Annotated in this window: 13 protein-coding genes and 1 tRNA gene; 10 read left to right on the top strand and 4 right to left on the bottom strand. The window is 43.8% G+C overall.

Annotated elements, in window-relative coordinates; all coding sequences use genetic code 11:
- Nucleotides 1–27: 27 nt before the first annotated feature.
- Complete coding sequence (locus MAR181_RS18680) at nucleotides 28–537, bottom strand: YchJ family protein (protein WP_013796455.1); 510 nt, start codon at nucleotides 535–537, stop codon at nucleotides 28–30.
- A gap of 80 nt (nucleotides 538–617) precedes the next feature.
- Here MAR181_RS18680 and sbcB point away from each other — a divergent pair, with 80 nt between their 5' ends.
- The 4 genes from sbcB to pyrC all read left to right on the top strand — a co-directional run bounded on the left by sbcB (nucleotide 618) and on the right by pyrC (nucleotide 6,264).
- Nucleotides 618–2,072, top strand: coding sequence for an exodeoxyribonuclease I (gene sbcB, locus MAR181_RS09910; RefSeq protein WP_013796454.1), 1,455 nt, complete (start codon nucleotides 618–620; stop codon nucleotides 2,070–2,072).
- Nucleotides 2,073–2,082: 10 nt separating this feature from the next.
- Nucleotides 2,083–3,123, top strand: coding sequence for an AI-2E family transporter (locus MAR181_RS09905; RefSeq protein WP_013796453.1), 1,041 nt, complete (start codon nucleotides 2,083–2,085; stop codon nucleotides 3,121–3,123).
- A 164-nt stretch (nucleotides 3,124–3,287) separates the two neighbouring features.
- A complete protein-coding gene (locus MAR181_RS09900) occupies nucleotides 3,288–5,138 on the top strand; it encodes a DEAD/DEAH box helicase (RefSeq protein WP_013796452.1) in 1,851 nt (616 codons plus the stop codon).
- A 91-nt stretch (nucleotides 5,139–5,229) separates the two neighbouring features.
- Nucleotides 5,230–6,264 (top strand): dihydroorotase, encoded by a 1,035-nt coding sequence (gene pyrC / locus MAR181_RS09895; RefSeq protein WP_013796451.1) that lies wholly within the window; start codon nucleotides 5,230–5,232, stop codon nucleotides 6,262–6,264.
- 91 nt (nucleotides 6,265–6,355) lie between these two features.
- On the opposite strand, the gene MAR181_RS09890 is transcribed toward pyrC, so the two are convergent.
- Nucleotides 6,356–6,440: transfer RNA gene (locus MAR181_RS09890), tRNA-Leu, on the bottom strand.
- 184 nt (nucleotides 6,441–6,624) lie between these two features.
- On the opposite strand from MAR181_RS09890, the gene MAR181_RS09885 reads away from it, so the two are divergent.
- The 4 genes from MAR181_RS09885 to MAR181_RS09870 all read left to right on the top strand — a co-directional run bounded on the left by MAR181_RS09885 (nucleotide 6,625) and on the right by MAR181_RS09870 (nucleotide 11,019).
- Complete coding sequence (locus MAR181_RS09885; RefSeq protein WP_013796450.1) at nucleotides 6,625–7,356, top strand: DUF599 domain-containing protein; 732 nt, start codon at nucleotides 6,625–6,627, stop codon at nucleotides 7,354–7,356.
- The gene (locus MAR181_RS09880) at nucleotides 7,346–8,047 is read left to right on the top strand and encodes an O-methyltransferase (protein ID WP_013796449.1); all 702 of its coding nucleotides are present in this window, start codon (nucleotides 7,346–7,348) and stop codon (nucleotides 8,045–8,047) included. Before MAR181_RS09885 ends, MAR181_RS09880 begins: the two co-directional genes overlap by 11 nt.
- 165 nt (nucleotides 8,048–8,212) lie before the next feature.
- Complete coding sequence (gene htpG / locus MAR181_RS09875; protein ID WP_013796448.1) at nucleotides 8,213–10,141, top strand: molecular chaperone HtpG; 1,929 nt, start codon at nucleotides 8,213–8,215, stop codon at nucleotides 10,139–10,141.
- 173 nt (nucleotides 10,142–10,314) lie between these two features.
- Nucleotides 10,315–11,019: a dienelactone hydrolase family protein gene (locus MAR181_RS09870; protein ID WP_245546145.1), complete on the top strand. Its 705-nt coding sequence runs from the start codon at nucleotides 10,315–10,317 to the stop codon at nucleotides 11,017–11,019.
- A gap of 247 nt (nucleotides 11,020–11,266) precedes the next feature.
- Here the strand turns inward: MAR181_RS09870 and MAR181_RS09865 are convergent, their stop codons facing one another.
- Nucleotides 11,267–12,370: an ABC transporter ATP-binding protein gene (locus MAR181_RS09865; protein WP_013796446.1), complete on the bottom strand. Its 1,104-nt coding sequence runs from the start codon at nucleotides 12,368–12,370 to the stop codon at nucleotides 11,267–11,269.
- Nucleotides 12,371–12,387: 17 nt separating this feature from the next.
- Nucleotides 12,388–13,170, bottom strand: coding sequence for an IclR family transcriptional regulator (locus MAR181_RS09860; RefSeq protein WP_013796445.1), 783 nt, complete (start codon nucleotides 13,168–13,170; stop codon nucleotides 12,388–12,390).
- A 174-nt stretch (nucleotides 13,171–13,344) separates the two neighbouring features.
- Here MAR181_RS09860 and MAR181_RS09855 point away from each other — a divergent pair, with 174 nt between their 5' ends.
- Together MAR181_RS09855 and MAR181_RS09850 are read left to right on the top strand one after the other, a co-directional pair.
- Nucleotides 13,345–14,220, top strand: coding sequence for a carbohydrate ABC transporter permease (locus MAR181_RS09855; protein WP_013796444.1), 876 nt, complete (start codon nucleotides 13,345–13,347; stop codon nucleotides 14,218–14,220).
- Complete coding sequence (locus tag MAR181_RS09850; protein ID WP_013796443.1) at nucleotides 14,220–15,071, top strand: carbohydrate ABC transporter permease; 852 nt, start codon at nucleotides 14,220–14,222, stop codon at nucleotides 15,069–15,071. Before MAR181_RS09855 ends, MAR181_RS09850 begins: the two co-directional genes overlap by 1 nt.
- Nucleotides 15,072–15,073: the final 2 nt, after the last annotated feature.

Genomic DNA, 15,073 nt, shown 5'->3' with positions numbered 1-15,073 from the left:
CCTTAATTCATCGAATGAAAGTTTGCACTATGCTGATGCGCAGCATTTTTTGAATTTCTTACCAGACCCGCAAGAACATGGATCATTACGACCTATCTTCATTTCATCTGATTTGATCAGAGGGGTGTTCTTTTCCACCTCATGTTCGCCTGATAAGTAAAACCATTGACCTTTTACTTTTTTGAAAAGAGAGCGTTCACTCAGCCGTCCTATGTGTTTTCCTTCTTTGAAGTGAGCTGAAAAATACACCATACCGGTTTTGTCTTTTTCTAAACCTGCTTCCGTATCGGTGACTTCTAGCTTAATCCATTGTGTGTTTTGATTGCTTGCTTCTATGTCTTTTGCGTTTTGTTTTGGGTCTTCCTTGAGTTTTTGCGTTACGGCAATGTACTCAAAGTCACCAATGGCAAATGCACTGTAGCGTGAACGCATTAAAATTTCCGCCGTTGGCGCCGTACCTGGGTTGTTATGATACATGCCACAGCACATTTCGTAAGGATTGCCCGTTCCACATGGGCAATTTACTGGGATTGGCATAGAACAGCTCCTCTCATCGCCAAAAACACTTTAAGATGCGTATAATACGGTTTTTCTTTAACGGCTAACAGGAATTATTTGTGACTGCAGCGGGCCCAACGTCATTTTTTTGGTTTGATTTTGAAACAACAGGAACGGACCCAGCAAGAGATCGTCCTATGCAATTTGCCGGCATTAGAACCGATCTTAATTTTAATCCTATTGGTGAACCTGTCATGTTTTACTGCCGTCTGGCAGAAGATACACTGCCTCAGCCAGAGGCCTGCTTATTAACCGGTATTAGTCCGCAAGAAGCGAACCGTGATGGTTTGTGTGAAGCGGAATTTATGCAAGCGGTTGAAGCCGAGTTATCTGTTCCTGGTACCTGCGCTCTTGGTTACAACACCATACGCTTTGACGACGAAGTGGTACGTCACGGGTTTTATCGTAACTTTATCGATCCCTACGCTCGTGAATGGCAAAATAATTGTTCCCGTTGGGATATGATAGATTTGGTTCGTATGACGTACGCCATGCGCCCGGATGGCATTGTTTGGCCTAAGAAAGAAGATGGCCAGGTATCGATGAAGCTAGAGGATTTGACCAAGGCGAACAACATTGCTCATGAACAAGCTCATGACGCCTTGTCTGATGTCTATGGCACCATTGAAATAGCGAAATTGATTCAGGATAAGCAACCTAAATTATTTGCTTATTATTTCAAGATGCGTCAAAAGCATGAACTTCAGCAATTCATTGACCCTGTTCGTATGAAGCCTTTTTTGCATATTTCGGGCATGTTTGGACAGGCACGGCATTATGCTGCGTTTGTGGTGCCTGTTGCGCCACATCCAACCAATAAAAATGGCATCATTGTGTGGGATCTCATGGAAGATGCTCAACCTTTGTTAGAGTTGAGTGTTAAAGAAATCCAACATCGTGTTTTTACCCGACAAGATGAGCTTGGTGATATATCCCGTTTACCTCTCAAAGTGATTCACTACAATCGTGCACCTGCGGTGGCGCCTGCAACCTTTTTAAAAGATGAGCAGATCGTGAATCGACTCGGATTAGATGGTGACAAATGTCGTCACAATCTTGCCATGATTAAACAGCATACTGGTTTGGCTGCGAAGCTAAGCGATGTGTTTGTTCAAGAAGAGCGGACGATTGATAAAGATCCCGATTTAATGCTTTATTCAGGCGGTTTCTTTTCTCGAGAAGATAAAACTAGAATGGATACCATTCGATCAACGCCTGCGGAGCATTTAACTGAGCTGAGTTTATCATTTGATGATCGACGCTTGCCTGAAATGTTGACGCGTTACATAGGTCGTAACTATCCAGAACAATTAACCGAACAACAACGACAGGAATGGGAAGAATATCGTCAAATTCGTTTATTAGAGACGGATGGTGGTGGTTCAATTACGATGGCACAATATTTTGATCGCTTAAATGCCATCGCCCAAACACCCGATTTATCAAGTCGTCAGCAAATCATGCTGCAAGACTTAGCGGATTATGCGCAAAGTATTTACCCAATGGACATGTAAGGCGGCAAAGATGAGTGAACAGCATAAAGGTATTCAATGGTTAGTCGGCTTTGCGGCATTTATTATTATCATTGCCGGATTAAAAGCGGCATCACAGATTGTTGTGCCTTTTATGTTGTCGGTGTTCATTGCCATCATCTGTGCGCCCGCTATGTCGAGTTTACGCCAGCGTAAAGTTCCCACTTGGTTATCCATTTTACTGGTGGTTTTCTTGATTTTGGTTGGTGTTGGTTCCATTGCATTATTGGTTGGGTCGTCCCTTGACAGTTTTTCAAGCCAGCTCCCCAATTACAAACAACGCTTTGCTGAAGAAATGTCTGGGGTGATTCAGTTATTGAATAATGTAGGCATTCAAGTGTCATATGATCAGGTGAAAGGCTACATTGACCCATCTTCTTTAATGCAGATGGTTGCAAATGCATTGCGAGGGTTGGGCAGTGCATTAACTAACTTGGTCATGGTGGTGATGATCGTGATCTTTATTTTGTTTGAAGCGGTTGAATTACCCCATAAATTATCTCGTGCATTGAACAATGCTTCAGAGTCGATGGGACGGTTTGAAACCTTTATTAGCTCAGTCAACCGATACTTGGTGATCAAAACATTGGTGAGTATTTTGACCGGTGTGTTGATAACGGCTTGGTTGTGGGTATTGGGCATTGATTTTCCCATCCTGTGGGGAGTGTGTGCGTTTTTACTCAATTTTGTGCCTAATATAGGTTCGATCATTGCCGCCATTCCGGCCGTGTTGCTAGCATTTGTTCAGCTGGGTAGTCTGTCGGCGGGTCTGACGGCACTTGGGTTTGTGATTGTTAACTTGATCGTTGGTAACATGATTGAACCAAGGTACATGGGTAAGGGGTTAGGTTTGTCTACCTTGGTGGTTTTCTTGTCTTTACTCTTGTGGGGATGGGTTTTTGGGCCAGTAGGTATGCTTTTATCCATTCCATTGACTATTATTGTAAAACTGGCATTTGAAGCGAATCCTAAGATGCGTTGGTTGGCCATAATGCTGGATTCCGACAAAGGGGTTTCTGAGGTCGAAAAATAAAATCAAAAGACTGGTATCTTATTTCAATTCTTGCTAGCGAATTTTAGTTTAATTGTATATAATGCCGCACTTAGATTTTCCTCTAGAGAAATCCCTGAGAAGTTTCGTTGAGGCATGTAAATTGTTACAGGCCTTACTCCCACCAAAAAAAGGTACACATTTACATGTCTGATGCTGATATTCAGCCTACATTTGATTCGTTGGGCTTAATTGCCCCTGTTCTAAAAGCGGTTGCTGACCTAGGTTACGAGCAACCCTCTGCTATCCAAGCGCAAAGTATTCCATATCTATTAGAAGGTCACGACCTTTTGGGGCAAGCGCAGACGGGTACTGGTAAGACGGCAGCATTTGCGCTTCCGCTCTTGTCTCGCATTGACGTGACAGATAAAACGACACAATTACTTGTATTGGCTCCAACTCGTGAACTTGCTATTCAGGTATCTGAAGCATTTCAAAGTTACGCTCGCAATATTCCTGACTTCCACGTATTGCCAATTTACGGTGGTATGTCTTATGACTCGCAACTACGTCAACTTCGACGTGGCGTGCAAGTGGTTGTTGGTACACCAGGTCGCGTGATGGATCATATCCGTCGTAAGACTTTGAAATTGGATACCCTAAAAGCACTTGTATTAGATGAAGCTGACGAAATGTTACGCATGGGCTTCATTGATGATGTTGAGTGGATTCTGGAGCAAACGCCTTCAGAGCGCCAAATTGCTTTGTTCTCAGCGACTATGCCTTCAGTGATCCGCCAAGTGGCTAATCGCCATTTGAACAATCCAAAAGAAGTGAAAATTGTCACTAAGACATCAACAGCGACCACTATTTCTCAAAAATACTGGCAAGTTAGCGGCTTACACAAGCTGGACGCTTTGACCCGTATTCTTGAGATGAACGAGCATGATGGCATGATCATCTTTGTTCGTACCAAAGCGGCCACGGTTGAGCTGGCTGAAAAGCTAACCGCTCGTGGGCATGCTTGTGAGGCGCTAAACGGTGACATTAGTCAGAACTTACGTGAGCGTACCGTTGATCGTATCAAGAAAGGTCAAATCGATATTCTTGTGGCGACCGACGTAGTGGCACGTGGCTTAGACGTTGAACGCGTTAGCCATGTTGTTAACTATGACATCCCATACGATACCGAATCTTATGTCCACCGTATCGGTCGTACAGGTCGTGCTGGTCGTTCTGGTACGGCAATCTTGTTTGTTGCTCATCGTGAGCGTCGTATGTTGCAAGCCATTGAGCGTGCGACTCGTCAGCCAATTGAGAAGATGAATTTGCCAACCGCATCTGACATCAATGAGCAGCGTGTGAGTCGTTTTAAACAGCGCATCACTGATACCATGGATAACGAGAATCTTGACTTCTTCTTGGAGCTTGTCCAAAGCTATCAAAAAGACAATGAAGTCGATCCTCTTAAAATGGCTGCGGCGTTAGCTCATATGGCACAAGGTAAAACACCTTTGTTGTTGTCTGAAATGGAAGTTCGTCAAGAGCGTCGTGAGCGTCGCGAAGGCCGTGATAGCCGTGACGGTCGTGAAGACAGAGCGCCACGTGAGCGCAAAGTTCGTCCTGTAACGGCTGACGCTATGCCGCTTAAGGATGATCCAAATACTGCAATGACACGTTACGTTGTTCAAGTAGGCTACAGTGCTGGTGTTAAGCCGGGTAACATTGTAGGAGCGATTGCGAATGAAGCGTCTATTGAAAGTCGTTACATTGGTCACATCGAAATCTATGAAGATTTTGCGACCGTTGATTTGCCTTCTAACTTGGAGTCAGGTGCGTTAGGTAAATTGAGCAAGATGCGCATTTGTGGTCAGCGTACGGACATCGCTAAATTAGAAAATGCTGACGAGTTGAATAAACGCGCAGCATCGCCATCAGGACGTCGTCGTCCGGGTGGTGGCGAGAAACGTGGTTACGGTGATCGTGAACGCCGTCGTTCGAGTGGCGGTCGTGACCGTGGCGAGCGCCGTCCACGTGCTCCACGTAAAGACAGTTAAGTATTAAAAAAAGCCGCTAATAAGCGGCTTTTTTTTGGCTAGGCAAGACACTTTTACAGTGTATTTTTTTATTTATCTTAAAGGGCTGAAGATGAACGAAATTACCATAATAAAGCCAGACGATTGGCACTTACATTTTCGTGATGATGATATGTTGTTGGAAACGGTGCCAGCGACAGCGCGTTGTTTTTCAAGAGCGATTGTGATGCCGAACTTGGTGCCGCCTGTAATGAATGCGGACATGGCTCTGAGCTATAAAGAGCGTATCCTATCCGCTCGACCACAAGGCAGTGATTTTATGCCGCTGATGACCTTGTATCTCACTGATAAAACCAGTGTAGAAGACATCAAAGCGGCTAAGCAAGCGGGTGTCGTGGCAGTAAAAATGTATCCGGCAGGCGCGACGACTAACTCGGATTCGGGGGTGACGTCTGTTGAGTCGCGTTATCCAATTTTCGAAGCTTTAGCTGAAAATGATATGTTGCTATTGATTCACGGTGAAGTGACGCATAACCATGTTGATATATTTGATCGTGAAAAAGAATTTATCGACCAGCATATGACAAAAATTGTCGAGAGTGTACCTAATCTAAAAGTGGTGTTTGAACACATTACCACAAAGGATGCGTCTGATTTTGTGCTTTCTGCTCGCGAAGGCGTTGCGGCAACCATTACACCGCAGCACTTAATGATGAATCGAAATGATATGTTAGTGGGTGGTGTTCGTCCGCATAATTACTGCTTACCTGTTCTTAAGCGTTCTTCGCACCAAGAAGCCTTGCGTCAAGTCGTGGCGTCTGGTTCAAACCGCTTCTTCCTCGGAACCGATTCTGCGCCACATGCTCGTCATAAAAAGGAAAATGCCTGTGGCTGTGCGGGCTGTTACAGTGCTTGGTCTGCATTGGAGCTTTACACTCAAGTGTTTGAAGAGCTAGATGCCTTAGATAAGCTAGAAGGTTTTGCTAGCCTACATGGTCCAGACTTTTACGGTCTACCACGTAACACAGACACAGTGACGTTAGTCAAAGAAGAGTGGCAAGTGCCGGATAGCATTAACTTGGCAAACGGTGAGCCTATTGTGCCTTTCTTTTCCGGTCGAGAGGTATCTTGGAAGCTAAAAGCCTAAGCGCCAGATAATGCAAAAAAAAACAAAGCCGAATTCAGTGATGGGTTCGGTTTTTTTGTGTCTGTATTGAAAGCGAAAAATATTACTAAGATGGTGCGGATGGAGAGACTCGAACTCTCACGCCGTGAAGCACTGGAACCTAAATCCAGCGTGTCTACCAATTCCACCACATCCGCATGCCGTGTAGAGAGCCTGGCATATTACCGATATTTTTAACGGATGCAAGTTTTTAAGGAGGCTTTGTTTGCAAATACGCTCATCAATAAGGTGAATTTATATCGACTATAAATTTACACAGGAAGCGATAAAAATGCTCTAATTACACTAACTTAAGCCATTGTTATAGTTGAGCCTTATTATATGGATAGCCGTTCAGTTGCCTTGTTAATAAACCCACTTGATCTTACCACTTTGTTTGTTTTTTTTGCTTGTTGGTGGGGGTATGCCTTATACGCGCAATACAACTCTAAACGTCGTGCTTGTTTGGTGAGTGTGTTACATCAATTTCGTTTGGCATGGATGTCGCGTTTGTTAAGGCGAGATAATCGCATTGCCGATGCTTCAGTGATGGCAAACCTTGAACGCAGTAGTTTGTTTTTTGCTTCCAGTAGCTTGTTGATCATCGCAGGCTTGTTTACGGCGTTTAATTATTCTGAAAAGGCCTTGGGAATCATCTCTGACTTCTATTTGTTGGCCCCTATGAGCCAACAAGAGTGGGAGTTAAAAATTATCGTGTTAGTGGTGATTTTCTCCTATGCTTTTTTTACCTTCACATGGTCTGTTCGTCAGTATAATTTTTGTTCCGTTCTGGTCGGTAGTGCACCTCTTGCAACGGAGCGAGGTATTGAGGACAGTGAACGAGAGTTGTATGCAAGACACATGGCGCAAATTTGCAGTTTGGCGGCGAACCAATTTAACTATGGGTTAAGAGCTTATTATTTTGCCATGGCATTTTGTGGTTGGTTTTTAGGGCCTTATTTTTGTATGGCGGCCAGTGTGATGGTAGTGGCGGTATTGTATCGTCGAGAATTTCGTTCAAAAACGTTTAAAACGCTCAGTCGTGGATTGGTGATGAATTCAAATGCTACCTAATTTTCCGAAACCCGTTTCAGCCGAAAATCGTCCAGTGAATCGTACAGTGAAAGTGGATGATAGACTGTATGATTACCTGATTGATCACTCCGTACGTGAACCGCAAGTGCTAGAAGATTTACGTCGCGAGACGGCGCAGTATCATATGGCGCGCATGGCGTTGTCTCCAGAGGTTGGCCAGTTTTTGACCATGCTGGTGTCTTTGTTGAACCCTCAAAAAGTCTTGGAAATAGGGGTTTTTACTGGCTACAGCACTATTTCCATTGCGCGAGCTTTGGGTGAGCAGGCTAGTATGCTTGCAGTTGATAAAAAACAAATGTGGTTGGATATTGCAAATAAGTATTTGGCACAAGCTGATGTTAAAGCCAGTGTTCTAACTCAATGTGCGGATGCCTTGTCTGTGATGGAACAAAAGGTTGAGAAAGAAGCGCAAAGTTATGACTTTATCTTCATTGATGCTGATAAAGCAAACTTGTTAAATTATTATCAATTGGCGAAGCAGCTGCTAAAGCCAGGTGCCTGTATGTTGATTGACAATACCTTGTGGTGGGGGAATGTCGCGGATGATGACTTTGACGATAAAGACACCAATATCGTTCGAAAATTAAACGACACCATTCATTCTGACCCAGATGTGACCTTGTCCCAGCTGCCGATTGGCGATGGTTTAACCATTGTGCGATTAAAGTAGTGTCTTTTTCAATTTAGCAAATCCTATCAATCTGAATTTCCACAAAAAAATTGTATATAAGCCTCTTGAAATCCGTTCAAGAGGCTTTATCTATGTTGCACATGTGAAAAGTGTTACACCTTTGGTTAGAACCAAAGGTTCATTCAAATAGGAGCAAGTAATAACATGGCAACTGATACTCAAAAAGAAACGTTAGGGTTTCAGACGGAAGTAAAGCAACTACTTCATTTGATGATCCATTCTTTGTACTCAAACAAAGAAATTTTTCTGCGTGAACTTATTTCCAATGCGTCTGATGCGGTAGATAAGCTACGTTTTGAGTCTGTCGCGAACGCTGATCTCTTGTCTGATGACCCAAATTTACGCGTCCGTGTTGAGTTTGATAAAGACGCGGGCACGGTCATTATTGATGATAATGGCGTTGGTATGTCTCGTGAAGAAGCCATTACAAACCTTGGTACCATCGCAAAGTCTGGTACGTCTGCTTTTCTTGAGCAGTTAAGTGGTGATCAGAAAAAAGACAGCCAATTAATTGGCCAATTTGGTGTGGGTTTTTACTCTGCCTTTATTGTGGCCGATAAGGTAACTGTTGAAACTCGTCGTGCTGGTGCTGCAGAAGGCGACGCTGTTCGTTGGATTTCTGATGGTTCAGGTGAATTCACTATTGAGAATGTCGAGAAAGCCACTCGCGGTACACGTATTACACTTCATCTCAAAGCCGATGAGAAAGAATTTGCTGATAACTATCGTTTACGTACTTTGGTGACTAAGTATTCTGATCATATTTCCATTCCAGTGGAAATGGAAAAGGTGGTATACCCAGAGTTTGATGAGGAAGGCAATCCAAAACCGGTTGCAGAAAATACAACGCCTGAATTTGAGGCGGTAAACTCAGCTAAAGCTTTATGGACCCGTGCTCGTAATGACGTAAAAGACGAAGAGTATAAAGAGTTTTATAAGCACATTTCACACGACTTCCAAGAGCCATTGAAATGGTCGCATAATAAGGTTGAAGGTAAGTTGGAATACACCAGCTTGCTATACATTCCTTCCAAAGCGCCTTATGACTTATGGAACCGTGACATGCAGCGTGGTTTGAAACTGTATGTACAGCGTGTCTTTATCATGGATGAGGCAGAAGCTTTCCTACCGCCTTACATGCGTTTTGTGAAAGGTGTGGTTGACTCCAACGATCTGTCTTTGAATGTGTCTCGTGAGATTCTACAGAATGACAGTGCGGTGGATTCAATGCGCTCCGCTTTGACCAAGCGTGTGTTAGACATGTTGTCAAAAATGGCGAAAAATGATCCTGAAACATACCAGTCTTTCTGGAATGAATTCGGCAATGTGTTAAAAGAAGGCCCTGCAGATGATATGGGCAACAAGGATAAAATTGCGGCCTTGTTGCGTTTCAGTTCAACTGAAACAGACAGCGCTGATCAAACCGTGTCTTTGGCTGACTACGTATCCCGTATGAGTGAAGGTCAGGATAAGATTTATTACATCTATGCTGAGAATCACAATACGGCGAAAAACAGCCCGCATCTTGAGATTCTTCGTAAGAAAGGTTTTGAGGTTCTACTGCTAAGTGATCGTATTGATGAATGGATGATGTCTTCTCTGCAAGAGTTTGAAGGTAAATCTTTCCAAGACGTGACCAAAGGTAAGTTGGACTTAGCGGAAGAAGATAACGAAGCAGCGAAGAAAGAGAAAGAAGAAAAAGCTGAGCAGATGAAACCGCTACTAGATCGCATGAAAGCGGTACTAGAAGAGAAGGTAGCCGGCGTAAACTCAACCGACCGTTTGACTAACTCACCTGCTTGTTTGGTTGTCGGCGAGCACGACATGGGTCTGCAGATGCGTCGTTTGTTAGAGCAGGCAGGTCAATCGCTTCCTGACTCAAAACCGTCTCTAGAGGTGAATCCAGATCACCCAATTGTGGTGAAAATGGACGCTGAATCAGACGAAGAGCGTTTTTCTGATATGGCTTGGTTGTTGTTTGAGCAAGCGACCTTATCAGAAGGTGGTCAGCTAGAAGATCCAGCGACTTTTGTATCCCGCATGAACAAATTGATTGTGCAATTAAGTCAGTAATCTTCAGAAGTGCTAAAAAGCCGACATGATGAAAGATCATGTCGGCTTTTTTGTTTGCAGTGATGCAATCCTAAATAAGGTGATAAAAGGGAAGATGTGCTAATGAATTGCACTATCGAAAAGTTCAACGTTAGACTGAAAAATAATTATTTTAAGATAGAGTACCGAGGTGAATGATGAGCCAAAATTTTGATTCTTTGTTTAAGCATAATATCGAGCGACATCACTATCAAAAGAATAAGGCGGCTTCACTGAGTCCCTTGCAAATTATGATATGGCCTACTTTTTCTGGTTTAAGTGACTTTGAGAAACAGTTTGCAGATCGTCTAGCGGAGCAGGGTTACGCGGTGACAGCAATTGATTTATATGGTCATGGGCAAAATCCACAAGACTTTCCGGATAAACGAGCAAAAATGGGGGCATTGTTGGCGGATGCTGAGTCGTTGCATGCGCTACAGCAGGAGCTGACTCAACAAGCGCGGCAAGGGGATTCCGCTGTTGTCCATATTGGCTTTTGTTTGGGTGGGCGATTAGCCTTGGAAGCGGGATTGCATTTTACAGAAACCCTTGGGGCGGCAAGCTTTCATGGGGTGATGTCCTTCTATCGTGCGCAATCTCCTGAACAAGCTAACCAGAAGGTAAAGCTGATGATTATGAATGGTTATCAAGATCCTTTGGTGAGCGATGAAGACGCTCAGTCTGCCAAACAATATTGGTCAAGTTTGGGCATTGATTTTCAGTTTTTTGACTTTGGTAATACAGTGCATTCCTTTATGTTGCCAAGTGCCAACAACCCTGATCAGAGCAGTCTGTACAATCCATTAGTGGCACAGCGTGGCTTCTCTTATTTAATGAACTTCTTGGCGGAATTACACTGAGTCATGGCGTTTTATTGCAAGGTGTTATAAATAAGGCCACTTTCAAAAGGAAGTGGCCTTTTCTGTTATATCAGGCTAAGGAAGGTACAAATAAGTCTACTAAGCCGGCAGGGTCTAAAAGCCTGTATTCTTTGTTGAGCACCTCGACAATAGGCCAACTATTCACATTCAGCACTCGCCTCGAATAACAGGCTTTTATCCACATGCTGAGGCAAGAAGACTTGTTCGCACCTTCCTTAACCACTGCTTATCTTTTTGGAACAGGGCGCTGGATAACGGATTCACCTGCTGTATTAAACAGGTAACAATCCTCTTTTTTAATACCTACTGTGATGTTCTCACCGTTTCGAGTTAGGTTGGCTCCACTGACTTCAATGGTCAGCTTATGCTCATCATAATGTCCGTAGAGATAGGTTAGACCGCCTAGATGTTCGGCCACATCAATGTCTAGGTTGATGGTAAAATCAGCATCAGTCGTCTCTTCTTTGATGTGCTCTGGACGAACGCCGAGTTTCACCTTGCTGTTTACTGATACTTTGGCTGGGTCTACTGTTAATTCAATTTCTTGGGCTGCTACTTGAATGGTGGCAAGGTTATCGTTATTTATGCTGATGACCGTCGCGTCGAGAAAATTCATTTTAGGTGAGCCGATAAAGCCCGCTACAAATTCGTTGCTTGGATTATGGTAAAGTTCTAATGGTGACCCAACTTGTTCAACATTACCGGCCCGTAAGACAACGATTTTGTCCGCCAGGGTCATGGCTTCCACTTGATCATGGGTGACATAAATCATCGTGGCTTTTAGGCGATTGTGCAGTTGTGCAATTTGAATCCGCATATCAACCCGTAACTCTGCATCCAGATTTGATAGAGGCTCATCAAATAAGAAGACTTCTGGTTGGCGGACGATGGCGCGACCAATGGCCACTCGCTGACGTTGGCCACCAGAAAGCTGTTTAGGTTTGCGATTCAATAGTTCATTTAACTGAAGAATATTGGCCGCATTGGCCACCTGCTGTTTGATCTCTTCTGGTGCAACACCATTCATGCGTAGACCGAAACTCATGTTCTCTTCGACAGTCATATGAGGGTAGAGTGCATAGGACTGAAATACCATGGCCACGCCGCGATCCGCTGGAGCGACAGTATTCATGTTGACCTTGTTGATTTCAAGCGAACCTTCAGTGATGTCTTCAAGGCCTGCAATCAATCTTAATAGTGTGGATTTGCCACAACCAGATGGGCCAACAAAAACCACGAATTCACCGTCCTTTAGGTCAAGGTTGACGCCGTGGATGGTTTCAATGTCATTAAATCGTTTGATGACGTTTGTTAGTTTTATCGTCGCCATAATAGACTTTTCCTATGCTAGTTAGAGGCCATGGCCCCCATTCGAATGGATACTTTCGTACAGGCGTCTTTAACCAATGTTTGAAAGTGTTGAAAGCGTTCCTCATCGACGCGAAACTTTGGTGCCGTAATGCTTAACGCAGCGATGGGTTCATTGTTGTGATTCAGAATCACGGAAGCGGCACACTGTATGCCTTCTTCGTGTTCTTCTAAATCAAGTGAAATTCGATTTTTACGTATTTTTGCCAGTTCAATACGTAGCTCACTTTCATTACGTAGAGTATGGCGTGTATGCTGAACGAAGCTTTGTTCTTTGATGGCCTGAGCAAGATTGTCTTCATCTAAAAAAGCCATCATGGCTTTGCCAACACCTGTGCAATAGGCAGGGCCCTTTTTGCCAACAGCAGAAAATAATCGCAGGCTTTTTTGACTCTCTAGTTTGTCTATGTAAATGACTTCTCCGCGATCAAGTACTGCCAAGTGAATGGTTTCACCCGTTTCGCGCCAAATAGATTTCATTTGATCGGCGGCAATGTCACGTACGTCAATTTTAGACCAAGCCTGATGTGCCAATTCCAATAAGCCATAGCCTGGATGGTACAGCTGAGTATTGTCATCAAAGCGGACCAGACCTTTGTCGGCAAGCGACGATAAGGTTCTGTGTGCGGTGGCTTTAGGTAGGTCTGTCTTTTCGACCAAATCGGCAAAGCGCAGTGGCACAGGTGTCATGCAAACTTCTTGCAATAGGCTAAGTGCTTTATCAAGAGACGAGCCTCCGCTTTTGTTTTCTGGCGCTGACATTGTGTTTCCTTTGTTATTTTTATGGCGATCAAGATCGCTTTGAAAAGTCGTCTTAGAAAATCTTCTGAAATCAGTATTGCAAAAAATGGAACTTTATTCCATTATTTTATTAGGTGAGTGATCTGTCAAGTTTGGCAATTCATTATTTAATAAAAATAAAGAGGTATGTGAGCCATGCAGAAGTTGCATAGCAAGCAGCAGCAATGGATGCCGGTATTATTCTTAGCGCCAGCAGTCATTTTGTTTGTGGTCTACGTTGTCTTTCCGATTCTCCAGAGTATCTGGCTAAGTTTTTATGAATGGGATGGCATCGGCGAAAAAGTATTTGTTGGCTTTGATAATTATTTAGAGCTGTTTGATGATTACCAATTCTGGGTGGCATTAAAAAACAATGTGTATTGGATGGTTTTTTTTATGTTGGCACCGCCTATTGGCTTAGCCATCGCGCTTTTCCTCAATCAAAAAGTCATGGGGATTCGAGCAGTCAAATCCATGTTCTTTTTTCCTTTCGTTATTTCTCAAGTCGTTGTTGGCCTTGTGTTCTCTTGGTTCTATGACCCTTCATTTGGTTTGTTTAACAAGGCTATCGGTTTATTTGGCATGGAGCCAGTGGCCATTTTATCCGATGAAAATTGGGTGACGTTCGGCATCATAGTGGCGGGCCTTTGGCCACAGATTGCTTATTGTATGATCTTGTATCTCACAGGCTTAAATAACCTCAATCCCGATCAAATTGAAGCGGCTCGTCTCGACGGCGCTCATGGTTGGAAAATGCTTTGGCACGTGATTCTGCCTCAGTTACGTCCGGCTACCTTTATTGCAGTAGTCGTTACAGTGATTGGTGCACTGCGAAGCTTTGATTTGGTCGCAACCATGACCAGTGGAGGGCCATTTGGCTCATCCAGTGTGCTGGCTTATTTCATGTATGAACAATCTATTTTCAATTATCGAGCAGGTTACGGCGCGGCGATTGCGACAGTGTTGTTCTTGATTATGGATATTTATATCGCCTATTTCTTGTGGCGCATGCTGAAGAGTGAGAAAGCCTAATGTTTCCGACCCCTATAGAGAAAAGATCGTTACCTTTTAACATCAGCTATCGCGTCGCGATTTGGTTATCTTTACTGCTGTGGTTGTTGCCTTTGATTGCGGTCATGCTGACCTCAGCACGTTCCACGGCCGACATTAACGCTGGTAACTACTGGGGCGTTCCTTCAGAGTGGATGCTGCTAGAAAACTACACGCTGGTGTTCACTCAAACTCCCATGTTTCGCTACTTGCTGAATTCGGTGTTGATTACTTTGCCAGCGGTTTTTGGTGCTGTGGCGTTATCAACCTTGGCAGGTTATGCCCTTGCTAAGTTTAAGTTTCGCGGCAATGTGGCGATGTTTGCCACTTTCATTGCGGGGAACTTTGTACCGTTTCAAATATTGATGATTCCGGTACGTGATTTAACCATAGGTATGGGGTTATACGATACGGCGACAGGTTTGATTATTTTTCACATAGCCTTCCAAACGGGTTTTTGTACGCTGTTTATGCGTAATTTTATTGTCGGATTACCGGATGAGTTGATTGAAGCAGCTCGTGTAGAAGGCGTGAGTGAGTGGAAGATATTTTGGTACGTGGTATTGCCATTGGTGAGACCTGCGTTAGCTGCTTTGTCTGTGCTTATTTTTACCTTTATTTGGAATGATTATTTCTGGGCCTTGGTGCTGGTACAAAGTGATGAAGTAAGGCCGATTACAGCTGGTATCAGTGCTTTAAAAGGTCAATGGATGGCATCTTGGCAGCTGATTGCGGCAGGGTCGATTGTGGCAGCATTGCCACCAGTGATCTTATTCTTTGCCATGCAGCGCCATTTTATTGCTGGCTTAACCCTTGGCGCGACTAAAGGTTAAAG

The organism is Marinomonas posidonica IVIA-Po-181 (assembly GCF_000214215.1).
Classification (GTDB): Bacteria; Pseudomonadota; Gammaproteobacteria; order Pseudomonadales; family Marinomonadaceae; genus Marinomonas; species Marinomonas posidonica.
The sequence above is the reverse complement of the archived record's forward strand: the minus strand, read 5'-3'. Positions and strand labels throughout refer to the sequence as shown.